This is a genomic window from Kitasatospora sp. NPDC004240 (assembly GCF_053603215.1).
In genome coordinates, this window is sequence record NZ_JBSGFD010000068.1 from 1 (window position 1) to 20,619 (window position 20,619).

A 20,619-nucleotide genomic window follows, 5' to 3' on the forward strand; every position below is an offset into this window, starting at 1 on the left:
CGGGGGTGGGGCCCGCGCCGGCCGCCGGCGGGGTGGCGCCGGCCGACGCGCCCGCGGTCTGGCCGGTGGCGGCGGCGCTCGGCTTGGCGCCGCCCGCCTTGGCGTCACCGGAGCCGCTCGACCCGCAGGCCGCCAGGGCGCCGAGCAGCGCCCCCGTCGCCGCGACCGCGGCCGCCTTCCGACCGACTGACCTCATCGTGCCCTCCCTGTTGTCCCGCCCACGGTGTCCGTGAACCGCCAAGAACGATAGACATGATCGCCCCTCCCCCGGTTCCCGCCGCCACCGCCTCCCTGTGACCCCGCCCACACCGCGGCGCCCGCACCACGGGCGCGCCGCCCGGCCCGGTCATCGCCACCGACGGGGCGCGGCGGAACGGGCGGAGCCGGCGGTCCGGCACCCCCGACGACGGGCCCGGGCGGCGAACGAGGCCCCGGCGGGCGGGCCCGATCGGGTGAGGACCCGTCACCCGGGCGGGCCGCAGGACACCTCCCGGGCACCGGGGGCGCGATACGTTCGTACAGCAACAACCTCCCCGTCCCCCGGAGGGACCGCATGCCACAGGAACCCACCACCGTCGACGCCGTGATCCAGCGGATGAAGCAGATCGACACCGATCTGGACGCCCGCGACGGCGTCGCCCAGTTCAACCGGATGTACCTCAAGGTCACCGAGCTGGTGGCGAGGAACATCACCGAGGGCTTCTTCGAGGACCCGGCGTTCATGGAACGCATGGACGTGATCTTCGCCAACCTGTACTTCCGCAACGTCGACGCGGCCCGGCTCGGCCGCTCGGTCAACGCCGCCTGGCGTCCTCTGTTCGAGGCCCGGCAGAACCCCACGCTGTGGCCGGTCCAGTTCGCGCTGGCCGGGATGAACGCGCACATCAACCACGACCTGGCACTCGCGGTGATCGCCACCTGCCGGGAGCGGCGCACCACGCCCGAGACCGCCCCCGTGCACGCCGACTACCTGCGGGTCAACGAGCTGCTCGCCCTGGCCGAGGCGGAGGTGCGGGCCTCCTTCGAGGTGCAGGCCGCCCGTCTCGCCCCCCAGGAGGCCGAAACGCTCAAGCACATCGTCGGCAGCTTCGGCATCGCCCGCGCCCGGGACGCGTCCTGGGCCACCGTCCGCGCGCTCTGGCCCAACCGGGACATCCCGCTGCTGTTCGACCCGGCCACCGCGGCGATCGCCGGGAACGTCGGCCTGGCCGGCCGGCTGCTGCTCACCCCGGTCGTCCCGCCGGTCGACTGAGCACGCGGCCCCGGCCCGGCACCCGTCGTCGGGTACCGGGCCGGGGCGGGTCCGGGCCTCACCCGCGCAGGAACGACTCCAGCGCGGCCGCGAAGGCCACCGGGATCTCGTACATCGGGTAGTGGCCGGAGTTGGGCAGCACGAACAGCTCGGCGTTCGGGTAGTGGGCCAGCCAGGTGCCGCGCATCGCCTCGGCGGAGAGCGCGGGGTCGTGCTCGCCGACGAAGACGCCGACCGGCAGGGTGCTGCCGGCCACCTTGCCGGCGAAGTCCTGCCCGGTCCAGTCCTCCAGGTAGGCGGCGAAGGCCTCGGGACGGGACCCGGCCACCGACCGCTCGGTCATCCGGTCCAGCCAGCGGGCGGCCGCGCGGTGCCCGGTGACCAGGTCCAGGATGGCCCGCCGGTTGGCGGGGTGCTCGGCCGCGCCGTGGAAGAGGTCGTACGCCTCGCCCTCCAGCGGGTACGCGCTCGCCGGGACCGGCGCGACCCCGGCCAGCCTGCGCACCCGGCCCGGCACCTCGGCGAGGATCCGCTGCGCGGCCTTGCCGCCCATCGAGTGCCCCACCAGCGAGAAGGTGTCCCAGCCCAGCGCGTCGGCCAGGGCCAGCGCGTCCCCCGCGATCTCGGCGAGGGTGAACTCCCCCTCCTCCCCGATCCGTTCGCCGTAGCCGCGGTAGTCGAAGAAGGCGTAGCCGAACGCGTCCGGGTCCAGGTACTCCAGGAACGGACCCCAGTTCGCGCTGCTGCCGAACCAGTCGTGCAGGACCAGGACCTTGTGCGGTCCGGTACCGATCAATCGGTGGCCGATCGTCATCCATCACTCCTCGTGGGCGGGATGACCGGTGCCTTCCCGCCCACGACCCCGGCCAACCGACCCGGCCGGCCATCGGCGTGTCGGACCCGGCCGACCCGGCCGCCGGGGCGTCGACCCCGTCAGCGACCGGCCGCCGGCCTGATGGTGCAGGTGCCGTCCTCGCAGTGCGTCTCCCGGCGGCCCCGGGAGACGATCCGGACCAGCCCGGCGATCCAGCACATCGGGCAGCCGCGCAGCACCAGCAGACCCGCCGGCATCCCGATCAGCGCGACCGGCCCGAGGAAGGGCGTCAGCGCCAGCGCGCCCACGATGAGGCCGAACCCCACGGCCCCTTGCAGCAGATGACGTCCGACGGACGGCTCGCTCACCACCACCGGCCCCCTTCCGCGTCCGACGTGCCCTCTCCGTCCCGTACCCGCTGCGCACCCGACGGGCGTGACGGGCGTGACATGGCCGGCTGGGCCAGCGCCCGGCGCACGGCCGTGCGGGCGCGGTGCAGGCGGGACTTCATCGCCGCCTCGCTCAGCCCGAGCGAGCGGGCCACCGCCGGGCCGGGGACGCCCTGGACGTCCCGCAGCACCAGCACCTCCCGCTGATCCGGAGGCAGGTCGCCGACCGCGGCCGCGATCCGTTCGGCCTCCAGCCGGGCCAGCACCTCCTCCTCGGCGGAGGGCCCCGCCTCGTACCCGTCCCCGGCGTCCCGGTCGTCCCCGGCGTCCCGCGGCCCCTCGCGGTGGGCGAGCGTGCGCAGCTGCCGCAGGCACTCGTTGCGGACGATCCGGAACATCCAGGACGCCAGCGCGGCGGTGGCGCGCAGGGTGCCGATCCTCCGGTAGAGGATGATCAGCGCCTCCTGGGCGGCGTCCTCGGCGTCCTGCGGCGAGGCGCACAGCGCACCCGCGAAGCGCCGCACGTGCGGGCGCGACCCGTCGATCACGGCCACCAGCGAGTCCCGGTCACCGTCCCGGGCGGCCCGGACCAGCCCTTCGTCCGGCCAGTTCCACCGCTCCCGCACCTCAGCCACGGCCGCTGCCCCCGTTCTGCTTGCGCCGGCGGATCATCACGACGCAGGTGCACACCAACAGCGCGCCCACTCCCACGATCACGGCCACCATCATGCTGTCTTCTCCTCCGTCGTGGACCCCCGCGGGATCCGTTCGGGGATAGGAGTCGGCGAGGTACGAAAAGGATTCACCCCATTTTCGGGCCGCCGCACGCCTGCTGTGACACTGTCCCCGTGCCCCTCCCGCTCGCCCTCCCCTGCCCGCTCTGCGGCCGCCCCGCCGAGGCCCCGTGGTCCGCCTCCCCGCCACCCGTCTGGGCGGCCCTCACCGGGACGGCGCGCGTCGACTGGTACGCGCCCGGCGCGCACCCCGTGCTCGCCGAACTGCCGCCCGCCGTCGGGGAGGTCCACACCGTACGGATCACCGGCCCGTTCCACGCCGACGGCCCCTTCCACGCCCTCTTCACCCCCGCGGCGGCCGCCCTCGACGGGCCCGAGGACCACCCGGAGACGCTGGCCGACCTCGCCCTGGCCACCTGCGAACCGCTGGAGCTCCTGGACGCCGCCGGCACGGGCACCGCAGCCACCGGCACCGCGCTCCTCGACGTCCGGGTCACCGCCCTGGAGCGCGCCGCCGAGGCCGCCGAACGCCACCCCGCCCGCACCGCCGGCCCGCTGGACGACCTCCTGCCACCCGCCCGCGCCCGCACCTCCACCACCGTCCACGGCGACCTGCGCCACTACGCCTGGTCGGTCGAGGGCGACCTCGGCCGCTGGGCCCTCGCCCGCCGCGGCCCCGGCCGCGACGCCCTTCTGCTCCACGGCACCTGGGACCTCGACCGCGACGACACCGCCCTCGGCCACCGCCCGCTGACCCCCGAGGAGTGCGCCCTCCTGGACGCCCACTGGCCGGCCTGACCGTCCCCGCCCGGGGCGGAGCCCTCCGATTCGGGGCGAACCCTCCGATGGCCCTCCGGCGATGCGCGGCCCCGCCGTACGCTACAACGTCATGAGAGCCATGGCGCAGCGCACCTGGAAGGCCGACGAGCGGTTGGAGCTCGTGGAGCTGCCCACCCCGGAGCCGCGGCGGGGGGAGGTACGCGTCGGCGTGCGGGCGGCCGGGGTGAATCCGGTCGACTGGAAGATGCGCAGTCACGGTCCGCTGCGGCTGGCCGCCCGGCTGCTGGGGCCGCGGCCGCCCGTGGTGGTGGGGGTGGACTTCGCCGGGGTGGTCGACGCGGTCGGGCCGGGGGTCACCGGCTTCTCGCCGGGCGACCGGGTGGTGGGCGGGACCGACTTCTCCCGGGGTCAGCGCGGCTCGTACGCCGACACCGTGGTGGTCCGCGAGGACCAGCTCTGCGGCGTCCCGGACGAGGTCGACCTCACGGTGGCCGCCGCCCTGCCGGTGAGCGGGGTGACCGCCCGGATGGCGGTGGTGGACCTGGGGCGCATCCGCCGGGAGCGGCCCGCCGACCGACGGGTGCTGGTGCTCGGCGCCTCCGGCGCGGTGGGTCAGCTCGCGGTGCAGATCGCGAAGTCGGAGGAGGCGTTCGTGGTGGGCGTCTGTTCGGCGGGGAACGCGGAGCTGGTCGGCGGGCTCGGCGCCGACGCGGTCCTCGACTACGGGCGCGGTGACGCGCTCGCCCAGGCCCGCGCCCACGCCCCCTTCCACCTGGTGGTCGACTGCGTCGGCGGCTACTCCGGCCCCGGCTGCCGGGCCCTGCTGTCACCGCGGGGCCGCCACATCATGGTGGCGGGCGACGACCCGGCCGCCGCGCTGCAACTGCTCCTGGCCCCCTCCCGCTCCAAGGGCATCCTGGGCCGGCCCACCGGCCGACGGCTGGAGCCGCTGGTGGCGGCGGTGGCCGACGGGAGCCTGCGGGTGGCCGTCGCCCGGACCCTGCCGCTCACCGCCGCCGAGGAGGCCCACCGGCTGAGCCGGAGCGGACGTATGACGGGCAAGCTGGTCCTGCTGCCGTGACTCAGCCCGCGGCGCGGGCCGGCGGGCGGACCGGCCGGGGCGGCTGGGCTCAGCCGGCGTCCGGTCCGGCGGCGAGGGCGGCCAGGGCGCGGCCGGGGTCGGTGGCGCCGCAGGCCTCGCGGACGGCCGCGTCGTGGGCGGCGGCCAGGGCGTCGAGGCGGGTGAGCCTGCGCCGGCCCTGGCGGGAGAGGTGGGCGGTGATGCGGCGGCGGTCCTCGTCGGACTGGCGCCGGTAGACCCAGCCGGAGTCGGCGAGCGCGTCGACCACCCGGCTGAGGCTGGCCTGCGGGATGAGCAGGGTGGTCGCGAGTTCGCCCATGGGGTGGCCCTCGCCGTCGCCGAGCGCGCGCATCACCCGCCACTGGTCGATGGTGCAGCCCTCCTCGTCGAGCGCCGCCGCCAGGCCGCGGGCGAGCCGGCGCTGCGCCACGGTGAGCAGCTCGATCAGCAGCGGCTCCTGCCCGCCGGGCGCCCCCGCCGCGGGCGCGGGTCCGGCGGGCACGGCGGTGGCCCGTCCACCGGGATCGCCCTCGGCCATCACGCCACCCCTTCCCGCCCTCTTCACAGATCCGACCGGACGACCATACTCGCTCAGGTGACCGTCGAAGCCTGCCTGCTCGATCCGCTCGACGCGCTGCACTCCGGCCGGGAGGCGCAGGCGCTGCGGGTGGCCCTGGTGGTGCCCCAGTCGGGAGTGCTGGGGCTGACCGGCCCGTCGGCGCTGGACGCGGCGCTGCTGGCCGCGCACGAGATCAACACCGTGGGCGGGGTGCGCGGCCGGCCGCTGGAGCTGGTGCTGGTGGACGGCGGGGCCGCGCCCGACGCGGTGGCCTCGGAGGTGTCGCTGCTCTCGGGGGCCGGCGCGGTGGACGTGGTGGCCGGCTGCCACACCAGCGATGTGCACCGGGCGCTGGAGGCGGTGGCGGGCGGGCGGATCCCGTACCTGTACACGCCGCCGCACGAGGGCGGGGCGCGGCTGCCGGGGGTGGTGTGCACGGGGGTCGACCCGGTGCGCCAGCTGCGCGGGCAGCTCGAACGGCTGACCGCCCGGCACGGGTTGCGGCGCTGGGCGCTGATCGGCAACGACTACATCTGGCCGCGCGCGGTGCACCGGGCGGCCGCGGCGCTGCTCGCCGGGACACCGGCCGGCGTGGTGCTGGAGCGGCGGATCCCCTTCGGCCTGGTCGACCGGGAGGTCGAGCCCCTGCTGGAGGCGCTGCGGGCCGCCCGGGCGGACGCCGTACTGCTCAGCCTGATCGGCCGGGACCTGGTCCGGTTCAACCGCGCGCTGCGCCGCTCCGGGCTCGACGGCCGGCTGGTGCGACTGTCGGGGGCGCTGGAGGAGAACGGCCTGCTGGCCTCCGGGGGCGACGACACGGGGACGCTGTACGCCTCGATGCCCTCGTTCACCACCCTCGCCGAGGAGCGGCGGCTGGGCCTGGCGGAGCGTCACCGGGCGCTGTTCGGGCCGGAGGCGCCGGTGCTGGACGCGTACGCGGAGGGGCTGTACGAGGGGTTGCACCTGCTGGCCGCGCTGGCCCGACGGCGGGAGCTGGCGGTGGACGGGCTGGCGCTCGCCGCCGATCGGCTGCTGCGCGGTGGGGACGCGGCGGACCGGTGGGCCTGGGCGGGTGCGCCGGGCGGTCCGCCGGGCGGGCGGGTGCACCTGGCGCGGGCGGAGGGGCTGGGGTTCACCGTCCTGCCGTGAGGCCGGGGTGCCGTACTGCCGTGCCGCACGGCCCCGGGAAGCCGTACCGCCGGCCGCCCGTCACGGCGGGCCGTTCACACCTCCGGGGGACTCCCGCGCCGAAACCCTTCCATTTGGAAATAGTTGGTCCTACTGTCTCCCCACACGCCCCAGCGGGCCGGTACGGAGAGAGAGCGCCATGGCCGACAGACCCCCATCCCACGCCATCGAGAACTACGGCTACCGCCAGGAGCTGCGCCGCTCCCTGGGCTTCCGCGACCTGCTGGTCTACGGCCTGGTGTTCATGGTGCCGATCGCGCCGTTCGGCATCTTCGGCGGCGTCTTCCAGGGCTCCGGCGGCATGGTCGCCCTGGCGTACCTGCTCGGCATGGTGGCGATGATGTTCACCGCCCTCTCGTACGCCGAGATGTCCCGCGCCTTCCCGATGGCGGGCTCGGTGTACACCTACGCCGGACGCGGCATCGCCGCCCCCGTCGGCTTCCTGGCCGGCTGGATGATCCTGCTGGACTACATCCTGGTGCCCGGCCTGCTCTACCTGATCGCCGGCGTCGCGATGAACTCGCTGGTGCCGGCCGTCCCGGTCTGGCTCTGGCTGGTGGGCTTCGTCCTGCTCAACACCGTGGTCAACTACCTGGGCATCGAGACCACCGCCCGGATCAACAAGGCCATGCTGATCGGCCAGCTGGTCGTGCTGGCGCTGTTCGTCGTCGTCGGCGTGGTCGCCCTCGCCCAGGGCAAGGGGCGCGGCTTCGACCTCAGCCCGCTCTACGACTCCGCCGCCTTCTCCTGGAGCCTGGTGCTCGGCGCGGTCTCCATCGCCGTGCTCAGCTTCCTCGGCTTCGACGGGATCTCCATGCTGGCGGAGGAGAACCGGGACTCCACCCGCGCCATCGGCCGCTCGATGATCGCCGCGCTACTGCTGGCCGGCACCCTGTTCATCGTCCAGACCTGGGTGGCCTCGCTGCTCGTCGCCGACCCGGACGCGCTGGTCCGCGACGGCGACCCCGACGGCACCGCCTTCTACGACGCCGCCCGCACCGCCGCCGGCGGCTGGCTCGCCTCGCTGGCCGCCGCGGCCACCGCGATCGCCTGGGGCTTCGCCAACTCGCTGGTCGCCCAGGCGGCCACCTCCCGGCTGCTGTTCGCGATGGCCCGCGACCGCCAGCTGCCGTCCTTCCTGGCCCGCGTCCACCCCGTGCGCAAGGTGCCGGTCAACGCGACCCTGCTGGTGGCCGGGATCTCGCTGGCGCTCGGCCTGTGGAGCGCCGCCCGCGAGGACGGCATCACCCTGCTGAGCTCCCTGGTCAACTTCGGGGCGCTCACCACCTTCCTGGTGCTGCACGTCTCGGTGGTCTGGCACCACCTGGTCCGCCGCCGCAGCGGGAACTACTGGCGCCACCTGGTCGCGCCCGCCGCCGGCTTCTGGATCCTGGCCGCCGTCGTGGTCAACGCCGACGTCGCCGCCCAGCGCCTCGGCTTCGTCTGGCTGGCGATCGGCGCGGTCGTCCTGCTCGTCCTGACCGCCACGGGCCGCCGGCCCCGGCTGGCCGGGGTCGGCGAGCAGCCCCTGCCGCCCGCCGAGGACGAAGCGCCGGCGCCCGCCGGCCCCTCCGTCCCGCCCCAGGACCGCCGGACCGTCACCGAGGAGCACCAGTGAGCCTGCCCGACCTCGTCCACCTGCGGCCCGGCCCGGGCGACTACGCCTACACCTTCGGCGGCCGCGCGCCCCTGCTCACCGTCCGGCCCGGCACGATCGTCGAACTCACCACCGAGGACTGCTTCGGCGGCCGGGTCCGGGGCGTCGGCGATCTGCCCAGCCAGGTCTGCGAATTCCCCTACCTCAACCCCGTCACCGGCCCGATCGCGGTGTCCGGCGCCGAACCCGGCGACACCCTGGCGGTGCACTTCGTCGAGATCGTCCCGGCCCGCGACCGCGGCTACTCCAGCACCTTCCCGCACTTCGGGGCGCTCACCGCGACCCACAGCACGGCGATGCTGCACCCCCCGTTGGAGGAACGGGTCTGGATGTACGAGCTCGACGTCGAGGCCGGGACCTGCCGGTTCCGCGCCCGCGGCGGCGACTTCACCGTCGAACTGCCGCTCGACCCGATGCACGGCACCGTCGGAGTGGCCCCCGCCGGCGGCGAGACCCTGATGTCGATCACCCCGGGCGCCCACGGCGGCAACCTCGACACCCCCGAGATGCGCGCCGGCACCACCGCGTACTTCCGGGTCAACGTCGAGGGCGGGCTGCTCGCCATCGGCGACGGCCACGCCCGGCAGGGCGAGGGCGAGGTGTGCGGCACGGCCGTCGAGGCCGCCATGCGCACGGTGGTGATCGTCGACCTGGTCAAGGGCGGCGGGCCCGCCTGGCCCCGGCTGGAGAGCGACCACCACCTGATCAGCACCGGCTCCGCACGCCCCCTGGAGGACGCCTTCCGGATCAGCCAGCACGACCTGGTGGGCTGGACGGCCGGCCTGCTCGGCCTGGACGAACTGGACGCCTACCAGCTCGTCAGCCAGGCCGGGCTGGCGCCCGCCGCCAATGTGTGCGACACCAACTACACGATGGTGGCCAAGCTCCCCAAGTCGCTGCTCGGGCGGGCCCGGGCCTACGACGGCCTGCACGAACGGCTACGCCGCACCGCCGAGGCGTACCTGCGGCACCGCTGAGCGCGTGCCCCCGGGCGGGAGGCCGGTCGCCCCGGTCCCCGCCCGGCGTCCGGCTTCCGGCGTCCATCCGGCCCGGCGCCGGCGCGCGGCGGTCTTGCGCCCGCCGGGGCCGGGTCATCACACTGACGGGATCCGAAGTCCCTTGGCGCCGGGGGGCGTTGTGTGGGTGTTACCGGTCCTGCTGCTCGTCTGGGGCGTCGGCCTGCTGACAGTGGAGCTCCGGATCCGCCGGTCCCTCGACGACCTGCACCGCGCCGAGCGGAGGGCCACCGCCGCCGGGTACGACCCGGAGCTGTACGAACTGGCCTGCCTGACCGACCGGTTGAGGGACACCGTCCTCACCGTGATGCACGTCGAGGGACGCCTGGTCGCCTCCCGGTCCGGCACCGTCACCCTCACCGACCCCGAACCCCGGCACCCGGCCGAGACCACCGTCATCGAGGCCTTCCAGGGCACCCGCACCCTGAAGCTGGACGCCGTGCGCGACGGTGTCCACGGCCACGCCGCCCGGGAGCGGCTCCGCCAGGACCTCGTCCGGAACGGCCTCTCCCAGGACGTCACCCTGCGCATCGCGGCGGCGGACGCCGTCCGCGCGGGCCGGTGGAGCCCGGTGGTGATCCTGCTGGCCGGTGCCGCCACCACCGCCTTCGCCCTCGCCCACGGCGCGGGCGCCTTCGTCCCGGTGACGGCCCATCTGGTGCTGCTCGTCCCGGCGTTGGCCATCGCCTGCCGCACCGGGCCGCAGGGCGACCGGGTCACCGAGCTCGGGCATCGGGCGATCGCCCGGGCCCGGGCGGCCGGCCGCGACGGCGACGACCGGCTCGCCGTCGCCGTCGAGGGCCTGTCCGCCCTGCCGGAGTCCCACGCCCTGGCGCTCGCCCTGGCCGCCCGGCGGAAGGCCGAGGCCGAACGGCGCCGCAAGGCCGCCGAGGAACGTCCGAAGAACGAGGAGCCGCCCGGCCGTTCCTCCGACAACTTCGGCGGTATCGGCACGGGCGGCCTCGGCTGCGGGGGCTGCGCCGGCTGCGGCGGGGGGCTGTAGGGCCCCGGCCTCTAGCCGCGCAGGGTGGTGACCTTCAGACCGGGGGCCGCCGCGATCTCGGCCTCGGTGAACCGCTCGGTCACCCACTGCTTGCGGGCGTACATCGCGGTCTGGTCGGTGTAGTGCGGCGAATCCGGGTTCGCCGACTGCCCGTACGTGAGGATGGTGCGGGTGCGCGGGCCGGCGGGCGTCAGCTCGGTGGCCATGATGAAGCTGGAGCCGTGGATCCGGTCACCCGGGTCGGCCGGGTGGGTGGCGCCGCCGGCGCCCGAATTCGGCGAGGCGGTCAGCACGTTGAAGCAGCCCTGCTGGCCGGAGCAGCCGTGCAGCGGGATGCCCGCCCAACGCTGCACGCTGCCGATCGGCGCGTCCAGCGGCAGTCCGGCGGCCGTCAACTGCCGTACGGCGTCGGCCAGCGCGCGCTGCGCCGCCGGGTTCTCGCCGTCCAGGCCGCGCGGGGTGGTCAGCGGGGCCGCCGGGTCGTACGGCACGCGCCACCAGGCGGTCGGGCCGCCACGGTTCAGCCCCTGGTGGAACGCCTGCCACAGCACCGCGCCGCCGCTGCCGGCGTCGTCCCGGGTGTCCCAGGCGGCCAGCACCGCGCAGGCGGCCCGGACGTCCACCCGGGTGCCGTCGGTGGCGGTCGGCTCGGGGTGGGTGCGGCACATCGCGACCGTGTCGTCCCGGCTGAGCTCCGCCGTGCCGTTGCGGTCGCCCAGCATGCTCGCCTGCAGGGTGGCCAGGGTGAAGCCGGGGGCGCCCAGCCCGTCGGCGCCGCCGCGCCGCTCGGCGATCATCCGCAGGCCCAGCTGCGCCCGCGGCCCGATCCGCGGGGCCGGGTTGTACACGGTCGGCAGTCCGGCCATCGGCGCCTCGGGGTTGGTCAGGTACGGGCCGTTGTTGGAGTTGGCCACGTAGTCGGCGCGGCTGAGCGTGGGGTGGGCGGCCGGCCCGTACAGGCCGGGGACCAGCGCGTCCGGGTCGCGGCCCCAGTCGCAGGCGCCCGTCGAACCGTCCAGCACATCGTGGAACTTCTCGCCGCCGGGCACCACGCAGCGCCCCAGCTGGTCGTCGGTGAGCCGCGGGACGGCGGAGGAGTCGGTGAAGTACGCGGTGCCGCCGGTGTCGGTGGCCATCGTGTACGTCCACGGGTTGCCCTGGTAGGTGCGCTGGGCCCGGCGCAGCTGGTCGAGGTTCTGCGCCCGGCCCATCGCCAGCCACTCGTTGAGCGAGCGCAGGTTGTCGGCGTTGGCGTCCCGCAGGGCGTAGGCGTGCTCGGCGGTCCAGTCGTCGGCCAGCACGGGCCCGTAGCGGGTGCCGTAGAGCGTGGTGGTCACGGTGGTGAGGGCGCCGTCCGCGCCGCGGACGGTGACCGGCACGCTCTGCCGGGTCATCGGCTCGGGCCTGCCGTCGACCAGGTAGCTCGTCGGGTCGCCGGGGGCGAGGGTGAGCCGGTAGACCGAGGCGTGGTCGGCGTAGCTGGTGGTGTGGGTCCAGGCGAGGCCCCTGGTGTGGCCGATCTCGACCAGCGGGGTGCCGTAGATGCTGGCACCGGAGACGTCCAGGACGCCGGGGATGGTCAGCTGGACCTGGTAGAAGCGGTCGCTGCCGACCCAGCGCAGATGGGGGTTGGCGAGCAGCATGCCGGTGCCGTCACGGGTGGCCTCGCGGCCGAGCGCCCAGCCGTTGCTGCCGAGGTCGAGCGGCGGCTCGGCGGGCGCCTTCACGGGCGCGGCGGCGGGTGCGCCCTGGGCGGGTGCGCCCTGGGCGGCGGGCGGGGTCGCAGCGGTGGGCGGGGTCGCGGTGGCGATGGCGCCCTTGAACTGGGAGGCTCCCGAGGCGCCGTTGAGCTCGTGGAGCAGTGTCCAGAGGTCGAGGGCGGTGATCGGGCCGACCCACTCCTTGCCGCGGCAGGTCGGATCGGGCAGGCCAGCCACGCCGGTGTCGCTCAGATAGCGGTTGTAGCCGGCGGCGTAGCCCTCGACCAGTCGGCGCACCTCGGCGGTGGGGCCGAGCGGTGCGGGCCGGTCCAGCAGCCGCTGCACGGTACCGGCCCGGCGCAGGCCCTGGTGGTAGCCGTCACTGGCCAGGTTGGGGGTGCGCGGGTCGTCGGTGGTGCCGGCCGTCGGCCCGAACCAGCGGGAGCGTTCGCCCCGCAGGGTCACCACGTGGTCGGCGAGCTGGCACAGGTTGTCCTGGGCGAAGGCGTACCCGTAGCCGTACCCCAGCCCGCCGAAGTCGCGCGCCAGGATGTGCGGGACGCCGTACGCGGTGCGCCGGATCTTGGCGGTGTACCCGCGGTCGTGGTCCTCACCCACCTCGACGCCGGCCCCGGACGGCTCCGGCGCGGCCACCGCCGCCGAGGCCGGCAGCAGCCCCGCGGTGACGGCCAGCAGGCAGACGGCCGCCAACCTCCTCAATCCGGAGGCACGATGACGTTCAGTCAGCTTCGTGTCGTGTCGCATACGCACCAGATTCCCCCGGCCGCACCCGGGGTCGCATCACCCGACCGGAGGAGCCCGGCGTAGCCCCTGGGACGTACCCGCTCCTTCCCCGGGTCTACGCCGATCCGGTCGCCGCTGGGGACCGCCCGCGACGATGCGGCCGCCGTCGAGGAGGAGCAGCCGGGCGGTGGCGGCGAGCCAACGGACCGACGGGTCCTGATCATCGAGGACGGCGGCGAGTCGGGCGTCCGGCAAGAAGTCGAGTATCACCCGGCGATGGGCCGCACCGACAGTGTCGGTTTGGGTCACTCCACCGAGGGCCGCGAGAACCGCGTCCACACCGGCTGAGCGTCCCCGCCCGTCCGTCCGGGGTGGACGGGCGGGCGGCGGCTCGGCGGGTGGGGCCGGGGTGGTCAGCCGGGGTGGTGGTGCGTCAGCACTCGGGGTAGGCGGCGCAGAGCGCGGACTCCATCGCCTTGACCACGGCGGCGTCGTCGACGCCCGTCCAGGCGGTCTTCGGCTTGCCGTCGGGGGCGTCCGCCGAGAGGGTCAGCTCGACGACGGTGCCGTTGGGGCTCGACAGGTACAGGTGCGAGGTCTGCACGCCCGCGTTGGCCGGGCGCTGGACGGTGATGGTCGCGGCGACGTGGTCGGCGTTCTCGGGGCTGGTGATCTGGACCTTGGCGTTGGCGTTGCTCTTTCCACAGTCGGCCAGCAGCTTCTTGAGCTCCTGCATCAGCGCGTAGGCGGTCTGGGCGTTGCCGCTGCTGGTGCGCGGGTCGCGGCGGGCGATGGCCCCCTTGACCTTCCAGTCGCCCGGGTTGCTGCTCGCGCCCTTCACCTCGGTCTGGGCGGACTCGGCGCCCTCCACCAGGGAGCGCTGGTCGCCGGCGAGGCGCTTGTTGCAGAGGTTCTCGACCTCGAAGGTCGGCACGGCCACGGCGCGGGCGGTGTCGGCCGGCGAGGGCCAGTGGTAGGTGGAGTCGAGCGGGATGCCGCGCGGGTTGATCCAGGCCGCGGCCGGGACGGCGCCGGCGGCCCCGGTCGCCTTGCCGGAGGCGGCCGGTGAGCCGGCCGCGGAGCCGGAGCCGGAACCGGAGCCGGAACCGGAGCCGGAACCGGAGCCGGAACCGGAGCCGGAACCGGAGCCGGAGCCGGAGCCGGGCGCGGTGGTCGCGCCCGCCGCGGCCGAACCACCGCCGGCCGCGGGGCCGGCCGGGTTGTTCTCCTCCGGCCCGCAGGCGCTCAGGGCGCCCAGGCAGAGCAGTGCGGAGGCGGCGGCGATGGCGCTCTTGCCGTACTTCACGGTGATGGTCTTCCTCTCCCCCATGGTGTCGGTGTCCGGGCCGCTCCGGCCGTGGACACCGCGACCACCGGGACCGGCTGACCTATCGTCAGCCGATCCGGTGATCACAAACGCGGCAATCTAGCCTGCGGTGATCGCGCCGCGCAAAAGCGTCCGCGCCCGAGGCCCGGCGGGGCACGGGCGCCCCACCGGGTGGCACCGGCGGGACCCCCTTCGGCCACCGGCCGGGCGCCGTCGCGAGGTGCGCTCAGGCTCCGGTCCGGTACCCCCACGCCGGGGCCGACGGTTCCTCGGCCCGATCGCCGGCCCGCCCGTCCGCCTGCCCGCCGGCCGCTGCGTCGAGCAGCCGGGCGACGGTGACCCCGTCCTTCCACCCCGCCAGCTGCCCGGTCAGCCCCGCGTAGAGCCGGCCCCAGTCGGCCGGGTCGGCCGCCCGCACCAGCTCGGCCAGCGCGTCGGCCGCGTCGGCGACCGGCTCCCAGGGGCTGTCCTCGCGGGCCAGGGCGCCCGAGAGGTAGCGCAGGACCCGGGCGCCCGGGACCGCCCTGTGGATCAGGTCGCGGCCGGTCAGCAGGCCGCGCCGCAGCGCCTCGTCGAGGACCACGGCGAGCGGGCCGTCGTCCAGTCGGCCGACGCCCTGGGCGGTACGGGCGGCGAACAGCGCGGGCGTGTCCCACCAGCGGATGACGTCCGGGGCGCGCAGCACCGCGCGGTGGCGCAGCGCGACCTCCTCGGGTGTCGCCGGGTGGTCGATCAGCTGGGACCAGACCGCGAACGGCTGCCGGGCGTGCTCGGCCTCCAGCACGTCCCAGTCGAAGGCGTACGGCAGGGCCCGGTAGCGCTCCAGTGTCCGTCCCTCCCAGGTGTTCAGGTCGCGCAGCCGTTTGACCAGCCGGGCGGTGGTGAACTCCTTGGCCGTCCGTTCCTCCAGGGTGGCGACCGGGTCGGCGGAGCGGAGCGCGCGCCTGACGGAGGAGGCGGCGGACGGGCCGAGGTCCCCGCTGTCGAGGCACTGCCTCAGACCCTCGCGGCCGCCGAGCCGGGCCAGGTTGAGCGCGCCGAGCAGTTGCTCGGGCAGCCCGACGTAGGGCTTGGTCCGCTTCATGGCCTCCTCGATCATCGCGATCCGGGGGGACATGATGCCGCCGACCAGCCGGTCGGCGCTCACCCCGGACAGATGGTCGACGAGACCGGGCACGGGTGCGGCCGCCGCGCGCAGCTGGACGGCGGCGTCGGGGTGCTGGGCCAGCAGAGCGGCGACGGCCGCCGGGTCCGCGCGCTCCAGCACCAGGCGGACCGCCTCCTCCGGCAGCGGGGGATGGGTGAACCGGGCCAGCTCGGTGACGGTGGCCGCGCCTCCGGTGCGGGCCAGGTGGGCCACGGCGCCCGGCGGACGGTTGTCCAGCTTGCGCAGCTGGCGGGCGATCACCCGCGGCAGGCTCGCGCCGACCGCGGGGAGCACGGCGGCGAGGGCGTCGGGGCCGGCGTGCGCCAGGGCCAGGGCTGGCAGCCAGGGCAGGACGCGGTGCTGGTCGAGGTCCGCGGCGAGGGCGGCGTCGGCCGCGCGGGCGAGTTCGGCGGGGTCGCCGTCGGGCGCGGTCCGGGCGCCGTCGAGCAGGGCGGACCAGGTCAGCCGGGTGTCGGCCGGCTGGGCGTGCAGGAAGCCGAGCAGGCGCAGCCAGGCCCCGGCGTCGGCGCCGAGCTCGCGCTCCAGCCGCCGGGTGAGGGCGGTTCCGGCGGCGGCGAGGAGGGCGGTGTTCTGCCAGTCGTGCGGTGCGAGGGCCAGCAGCAGCGCGGGGAAGGCCTCGAACAGGGCGGCCTCGTCCATGATGCCGGCCAGGTAGGTGGCGTCGGACTCGCCGCCGCCGAAGTGGAGGTCGGGGTCCTCCACCCCGGCCGCCGGCCAGGCGTCGACCAGCCAGCGCGGCATCGGGCCCGGCCGGTCGGCGACCGCGGTGCGGGCCAGGAAGGCGAGCACGGCGGGGTCGTCCGGCACGGGCGGCACCGCGGCCGAGGGCAGGTCCGTGGCCGAGGGAGAGTCGGCGTCCAGGGTGATCAGCAGGTCGATCGCGGCCAGCGCGGCACACCGGTCCCGGCCGTACGGGAAGAGCCGCGGCACGTGCGGCTCGGCGGGCTCCTCGGGTGCGGGCAGCACGGTCGGCGGCGGGTCGGCCGGCGCGGCGGCCCCGGAGCGCTCCAGCAGCTCGGTGAGCGTGCCGGGGAACTCGCCGAGGGCGGCGAGGAGTTCGGCCCAGGCGGCGCGGGAGCCGAGGTGGGCGCGGGAGAGGCCGGTCAGCCGGGTGGCGACCGGGGCCGGGAGCTCGCCCGCGACGACCAGCCCGCGCAGGCAGGTGAGCGCGGGGGCGGCCGGGTGGGCGGTGTCCAGCAGCAGTCCGGGGTCGAGCAGGCCCGCGCGCACGCACTCCAGGGCCCATTCCTCGGCACCGTGGCCGAGCGACTCGGTGGCGAGGCGCTCGGCGGGGTCGGTGGTCCTGCCGGCGATCGGCCCGGGACCGCGCCAGAGGTCGTTGAGCACGGTGGTGCGCAGGACCCGGCGGTCCTCGTCGGTGGCGTCCTCGTGGCGCAGCAGTTCGGCCGCGGCGGCCGGCATGTAGGGGGCGGCCAGGTGACCGGCCATCAGGGTCGGGAAGTCGTGCGCGTAGGGCTCGTTGAGCAGGGTGGTGATGGTGTCGGTGCTGCGGTGGCGGTGCAGCCGGCCGACCAGGGCGTCCGGGTCGTCGTAGGGCTCCCCGGTGGCCAGCAGCCGGGCCGCGCCGGCCGGGTCGTCGAGGGCGGCGGTGATCTCGCGGGCCATCGTCCGCGGGACGGTCCCGTGCAGGGCGGGATCGTCCAGCAGGGGGCGGACGGCCTCCGGGCCCCGGTGCCGCCAGACGTCGAGCAGCGCCCAGCGGACCACGATGCGGCGGGGCGCGAGGGTGAGGGCGGCGGCGACGAGCATCGGGTCGCCGGAGGCGAGCAGCGGTCGCAGTTTGGGCGCCGGGAGGTCGGCGGCGGGGGCGTGGTCACCGGCTCCCGTCTCGGAAGCGGCTCCCGCTCCGGAGGCGGCTGCGGCCCGGCCCTCGCCCGTACCGAGCAGCGTCGGGAGGTCGAGCGGGACCGGCTCGGTGCGGCCCGGGGTCTGCGGGGTGCCGGCGGCTATCGAGCGGCGCAGCGAGGGGGTGGCCCTCGGGTGGTGGTAGGCGGTCGCGTTGACCGTGGGGTCGTCGGCGGCGACGAGGCGCTTGAGCAGCCGGGCGTCGGCCAGCGGGTGGCCAGCCAGGGCGGTGCGGGCGAGGGGCCCGCCGTGGTCGGTGACCGCGTCGACCAGGCCGGCGGGCGGCAGGCTGCCGCTGCCGAGCAGGCGGTGGAGATCGGGGTCGGGCAGCCGCTCGAGGACGGCGCCGGTGTCGGCGGGGTCGGCGTGGGCGAGCAGGAGAGCCAGGGCGGTCCAGGTGGTGCGCGGCGGGTTGCCGCTCGCGGGCGGGGCGGCGGGCGCCGTGGCGGTGGCCCGTCGCGGGGTGGCGCGCGGACGCGGGGCGGGCTCGGGGGCGACGGCGGCGAACAGCTCGGACAGGGTGCCCCGGTGGGCGCCGAGCGTGTCCCGGACGGCCGCCCAGCGGGCGGGGTCGGCGGCGAGGTGGCGTCCGGTCAGGGCGCGGAGCCGGGCGGGGACCAGCCCGTCGGGGTCGTCGGCGTCCGCGAGCAGGCCGGGCAGCAGCCGGGCCGGGGCGGCGTGCTCCAGCAGGTCGAGGGCGAGCGCGGCGTCCAGCGCGCCGGCCCGGCGGGCGGCGTCGACGAGCTCGCCGAGGGCGGTGCGGCGGCGGCCGGTCAGCGCGGCCCGTACGGCCTCGGCGGCGGCCGGCGCGTCCTGCGGGCTCCCCTCCCCCGCGGCGCCCCGGGCGTCGGCGGCATCGCCCTCGGACGCCGGGGCGCCGACGGGCGTGACGGGCCGGAGGGGTAGGGCGACCGGGAGCCGGGGCCAGCCGGGCCCGAGGTCGGTACGCAGTTCCTCGATCAGTTCGTCGTCGTGTCCGGGCAGCAGCACGGTCAGCACATCGCTCAGCCGCCGCTCGGCCGCCTGCCGGGCGCGCTGGATCTGGACATCGTTCATGGTGCTCCCCCGTCGTTCGATCGGGATCATTCCACCAGGCGGGTCCGACAGTCCGTCACACGCGGTGGCCACCGGGCGCCTGCCCGCCGCCGGGAGCCGACGGACCCGGCGTCGCCCCGCCTCAGGGCTGGTCGTCGCGGCGGACCTGGAGGAACGTGGTCGCGCCCTCGTGGCCGGGCGGCGTCGTACGGCGCGGGTCGGCGCGCCAGGCCCGCGACAGCTCCGCCGGGAAGTGCCGGCCGCTGCGGGTGACCACCACCCCGGGCGCGAGCTCGACCTCGTCGCCCGGCCGGAACCCGGTGCCCGCCGCCCGGTCCAGCGCGCGCCACTCACCGGCCACCCCGTGCCGCCCGGAGCGGCGGATCCGGCTGCCGTAGGTACTGGCGTCCCGGACCGTCAGCACCCCGTCCCGCACCGCGACGCTCAGGTGCCGGCGGCTGATCCGCCCGGCCCGGTCGGCCGCCAGCGCCGGGTGCACCACGATCCCGCCGGGGCCGGGACTGCGGCCCAGGTGGGTCTCGGTGCCCTCGTCGAGGGTGTAGCGGCCGACGCAGACGCCGTCGAGGACGACCTTGAGCTGGGCGGTGCCGGCGCGCCGCCCGCTGTCGCGCAGTGGCAGGCCGTGCAGCTCGCAGGTCGGCACCCCGCTGCGCATCCGGGGCAGCAGGACGTGCCCGCCCCGGCCCTCGTAGAGCGAGCAGCGCCGCTCGGGGCAGGCCCAGGAACGGTCGAGGACCTCGGCGATGGGGGTGCGGCCGAGGCCCAGCAGCCCCTGCTTCTTGAGCGCGGACAGCTCGACCATCCGGGAGATCTCGGCCTCGCTGCGGTACCCCATGTCGACCGGCACCAGGCGGACGCCGCCCTCCGGCGTGCGCCCGGCCGTGCGCTCGGGCCGCAGGAACTGCCAGGTGTTGCCCTGCACCCACGGGTGCTCCTGCCGGTGGGCCTCGAAGCGGTCGCCGCTGACCACCCGGGTACCGGTCATGCCGGCGATCTCCAGCACCCGTTCGTCGGCCTCGTCCACCTCCTCGACCAGTCCCTCGGCCACCCAGCGGCGCAGCCGCCGGACCTCCTGCGGATCGGGGAACTCCCGTGCCCCGCCCAGCAGGCTGCGGTCCGCCACCAGGTAGGCCGTCACCCCGGGGTCGCCGGTCGCCGCGACCAGCGCCCTGAGCACCCGGTCGAGCCGGCGCAGCGACCGGGCCCCGGGCAGGCCGAGCGAGGTGTTGCGGACGACGTTGGAGAGGTCGACGACGTAGTCGGCGAGATCGGCCGCCCCGGCCAGGTTCCGTTCCACCCCGGACTCCCGCGATGCGATGACGTGGCGTCAGCAGTTTAGGGCGTGGCGGCACGGCGCGGCCCGGCATTCGGCCACCCCGGACCGCCCACCGCCCACCGCCCACCGCCCACCGCCCACCGGCTACCGGCTACCGACGTACGGTGACGCCCGCGCTCACCGCGAGCGCCAGGGCGGCGTCGTGGCCGGGCTCGGGCTCGCCCTCGACGCGGTCCCAGGCCAGCAGCTCGGCCAGCGCGGCCTCGTCGACGGCCCGGCTCTCGGCCAGCTCGGCGAAGCGGGCCGCGGCCGCCTCGAAGCGGTCGTACCCGGAGCGCAGGTCGCAGGGCTCGGCGGCGAGCGACAGGAACTCGTCCTGCGAGGCGACCCAGGGCGCGGCCATCAGCAGGCCGTCCCCGGGTATCGCGTCCCGGTAGTCGATGCGGTGCCAGGCGCCGTCCTCCCACCAGTAGACGAAGCCGAGGAGGTTGCCCGAGGCATCGTCCTTCAGCTGTTCCCAGGGCAGCCAGGCCGGGCCGCCGGCCAGGAAGTCGATCTGCTCGTCACCGTCGTGGGTGTGACTGCCGTCGGGGTCCTGCCCGCAGAACACCGCGCGCCCGCCGTCGAGCAGGGTCAGCCGCCACCAGCCGCCCGCGCCGGTGGCGTGGCACCACAGCCCGTCCTCGTCGAGGGCGTAGTCGCCGTCCGCGGAGCCGGCCCGTTCGACGACGGCCATGGTGACGGCCCGTGCCCAGAGCCGCTCGGGCCGTTCGAGGTCCTCCGGCCGTCCGTGTGCCCTGCTCATCCGTGCTCCCCCGTCCGTTCGCGCGTCCTGCGACGCACCGTTCCCGATGTCCGGGCAAGCCTCGCACAGCCGTCCGACAGCCCGGACCGGCGGGCGGGCGTCCGTACACCCGTACGGCCGCCCGCCGTCCGGGTGAAATCGGGCCCCGGACGGCGCAGCCCGGCCGGCCCCTACGGCGCCGGCGCGGGAAGGCCGAGGGTCCGT

At 76.1% G+C, this 20,619-nt stretch carries 16 protein-coding genes and 1 pseudogene; 7 read left to right on the forward strand and 10 right to left on the reverse strand.

Features of this window, described 5'->3' with window-relative positions; genetic code table 11:
* Nucleotides 1–196, reverse strand: a pseudogene (locus tag ACWEQL_RS19935) (PRC and DUF2382 domain-containing protein); the annotation flags it as partial.
* Between the two features lie 357 nt (nucleotides 197–553).
* On the opposite strand from ACWEQL_RS19935, the gene ACWEQL_RS19940 reads away from it, so the two are divergent.
* Nucleotides 554–1,252, forward strand: a complete 699-nt coding sequence (locus tag ACWEQL_RS19940; RefSeq protein WP_452151588.1) for a DUF5995 family protein — start codon at nucleotides 554–556, stop codon at nucleotides 1,250–1,252.
* A gap of 58 nt (nucleotides 1,253–1,310) precedes the next feature.
* Here ACWEQL_RS19940 and ACWEQL_RS19945 read toward each other — a convergent pair whose 3' ends face one another.
* The 3 genes from ACWEQL_RS19945 to ACWEQL_RS19955 form a co-directional block, all read right to left on the reverse strand.
* Nucleotides 1,311–2,066: an alpha/beta fold hydrolase gene (locus tag ACWEQL_RS19945; protein WP_452151589.1), complete on the reverse strand. Its 756-nt coding sequence runs from the start codon at nucleotides 2,064–2,066 to the stop codon at nucleotides 1,311–1,313.
* Between the two features lie 119 nt (nucleotides 2,067–2,185).
* Nucleotides 2,186–2,434 carry a hypothetical protein gene (locus ACWEQL_RS19950; protein ID WP_452151590.1) on the reverse strand — a complete coding sequence of 83 codons (249 nt, stop codon included), beginning with the start codon at nucleotides 2,432–2,434 and terminating at the stop codon, nucleotides 2,186–2,188.
* Nucleotides 2,431–3,081 (reverse strand): RNA polymerase sigma factor, encoded by a 651-nt coding sequence (locus ACWEQL_RS19955; RefSeq protein WP_452151620.1) that lies wholly within the window; start codon nucleotides 3,079–3,081, stop codon nucleotides 2,431–2,433. The genes ACWEQL_RS19950 and ACWEQL_RS19955 overlap by 4 nt, the downstream gene beginning before the upstream one ends.
* Before the next feature lie 222 nt (nucleotides 3,082–3,303).
* On the opposite strand from ACWEQL_RS19955, the gene ACWEQL_RS19960 reads away from it, so the two are divergent.
* Complete coding sequence (locus ACWEQL_RS19960) at nucleotides 3,304–3,987, forward strand: hypothetical protein (RefSeq protein WP_452151591.1); 684 nt, start codon at nucleotides 3,304–3,306, stop codon at nucleotides 3,985–3,987.
* Between the two features lie 91 nt (nucleotides 3,988–4,078).
* Nucleotides 4,079–5,050, forward strand: coding sequence for an NAD(P)-dependent alcohol dehydrogenase (locus tag ACWEQL_RS19965; RefSeq protein WP_452151592.1), 972 nt, complete (start codon nucleotides 4,079–4,081; stop codon nucleotides 5,048–5,050).
* 49 nt (nucleotides 5,051–5,099) lie between these two features.
* Here the strand turns inward: ACWEQL_RS19965 and ACWEQL_RS19970 are convergent, their stop codons facing one another.
* Nucleotides 5,100–5,588 carry a MarR family winged helix-turn-helix transcriptional regulator gene (locus tag ACWEQL_RS19970; protein ID WP_452151593.1) on the reverse strand — a complete coding sequence of 163 codons (489 nt, stop codon included), beginning with the start codon at nucleotides 5,586–5,588 and terminating at the stop codon, nucleotides 5,100–5,102.
* Nucleotides 5,589–5,645: 57 nt separating this feature from the next.
* Between ACWEQL_RS19970 and ACWEQL_RS19975 the strand changes: the two genes are divergently transcribed.
* The 4 genes from ACWEQL_RS19975 to ACWEQL_RS19990 all read left to right on the forward strand — a co-directional run bounded on the left by ACWEQL_RS19975 (nucleotide 5,646) and on the right by ACWEQL_RS19990 (nucleotide 10,473).
* On the forward strand, nucleotides 5,646–6,758 hold the full coding sequence (locus ACWEQL_RS19975) for an ABC transporter substrate-binding protein (RefSeq protein WP_452151594.1): 1,113 nt from the start codon (nucleotides 5,646–5,648) through the stop codon (nucleotides 6,756–6,758).
* A gap of 178 nt (nucleotides 6,759–6,936) precedes the next feature.
* Entirely contained in the window at nucleotides 6,937–8,415 is a 1,479-nt protein-coding gene (locus tag ACWEQL_RS19980; protein WP_452151595.1) for an APC family permease, read from the forward strand.
* Nucleotides 8,412–9,431 (forward strand): acetamidase/formamidase family protein, encoded by a 1,020-nt coding sequence (locus ACWEQL_RS19985; RefSeq protein WP_452151596.1) that lies wholly within the window; start codon nucleotides 8,412–8,414, stop codon nucleotides 9,429–9,431. Before ACWEQL_RS19980 ends, ACWEQL_RS19985 begins: the two co-directional genes overlap by 4 nt.
* A 166-nt stretch (nucleotides 9,432–9,597) precedes the next feature.
* A complete protein-coding gene (locus ACWEQL_RS19990) occupies nucleotides 9,598–10,473 on the forward strand; it encodes a TIGR04222 domain-containing membrane protein (RefSeq protein ID WP_452151597.1) in 876 nt (291 codons plus the stop codon).
* A gap of 11 nt (nucleotides 10,474–10,484) precedes the next feature.
* On the opposite strand, the gene ACWEQL_RS19995 is transcribed toward ACWEQL_RS19990, so the two are convergent.
* The 5 genes from ACWEQL_RS19995 to ACWEQL_RS20015 all read right to left on the reverse strand — a co-directional run bounded on the left by ACWEQL_RS19995 (nucleotide 10,485) and on the right by ACWEQL_RS20015 (nucleotide 20,415).
* Nucleotides 10,485–12,893: a penicillin acylase family protein gene (locus ACWEQL_RS19995; protein WP_452151598.1), complete on the reverse strand. Its 2,409-nt coding sequence runs from the start codon at nucleotides 12,891–12,893 to the stop codon at nucleotides 10,485–10,487.
* Between the two features lie 457 nt (nucleotides 12,894–13,350).
* Nucleotides 13,351–14,247, reverse strand: coding sequence for a hypothetical protein (locus ACWEQL_RS20000; protein ID WP_452151599.1), 897 nt, complete (start codon nucleotides 14,245–14,247; stop codon nucleotides 13,351–13,353).
* A gap of 223 nt (nucleotides 14,248–14,470) precedes the next feature.
* On the reverse strand, nucleotides 14,471–18,334 hold the full coding sequence (locus ACWEQL_RS20005) for a hypothetical protein (RefSeq protein WP_452151600.1): 3,864 nt from the start codon (nucleotides 18,332–18,334) through the stop codon (nucleotides 14,471–14,473).
* 121 nt (nucleotides 18,335–18,455) lie between these two features.
* Nucleotides 18,456–19,631 carry an FHA domain-containing protein gene (locus ACWEQL_RS20010; protein WP_452151601.1) on the reverse strand — a complete coding sequence of 392 codons (1,176 nt, stop codon included), beginning with the start codon at nucleotides 19,629–19,631 and terminating at the stop codon, nucleotides 18,456–18,458.
* A 130-nt stretch (nucleotides 19,632–19,761) separates the two neighbouring features.
* A complete protein-coding gene (locus ACWEQL_RS20015; protein WP_452151602.1) occupies nucleotides 19,762–20,415 on the reverse strand; it encodes a hypothetical protein in 654 nt (217 codons plus the stop codon).
* Nucleotides 20,416–20,619: the final 204 nt, after the last annotated feature.

Bases quoted from the DNA above. Each gene is read 5' to 3' on its own strand.
- ACWEQL_RS20000 (WP_452151599.1), bottom strand. From the start codon at position 14,247: ATGGGGGAGAGGAAGACCATCACCGTGAAGTACGGCAAGAGCGCCATC.
- ACWEQL_RS19945 (WP_452151589.1), bottom strand. From the start codon at position 2,066: ATGACGATCGGCCACCGATTGATCGGTACCGGACCGCACAAGGTCCTG.
- ACWEQL_RS19940 (WP_452151588.1), top strand. From the start codon at position 554: ATGCCACAGGAACCCACCACCGTCGACGCCGTGATCCAGCGGATGAAG.
- ACWEQL_RS19970 (WP_452151593.1), bottom strand. From the start codon at position 5,588: ATGGCCGAGGGCGATCCCGGTGGACGGGCCACCGCCGTGCCCGCCGGA.
- ACWEQL_RS20005 (WP_452151600.1), bottom strand. From the start codon at position 18,334: ATGAACGATGTCCAGATCCAGCGCGCCCGGCAGGCGGCCGAGCGGCGG.
- ACWEQL_RS19965 (WP_452151592.1), top strand. From the start codon at position 4,079: ATGAGAGCCATGGCGCAGCGCACCTGGAAGGCCGACGAGCGGTTGGAG.
- ACWEQL_RS20015 (WP_452151602.1), bottom strand. From the start codon at position 20,415: ATGAGCAGGGCACACGGACGGCCGGAGGACCTCGAACGGCCCGAGCGG.
- ACWEQL_RS19980 (WP_452151595.1), top strand. From the start codon at position 6,937: ATGGCCGACAGACCCCCATCCCACGCCATCGAGAACTACGGCTACCGC.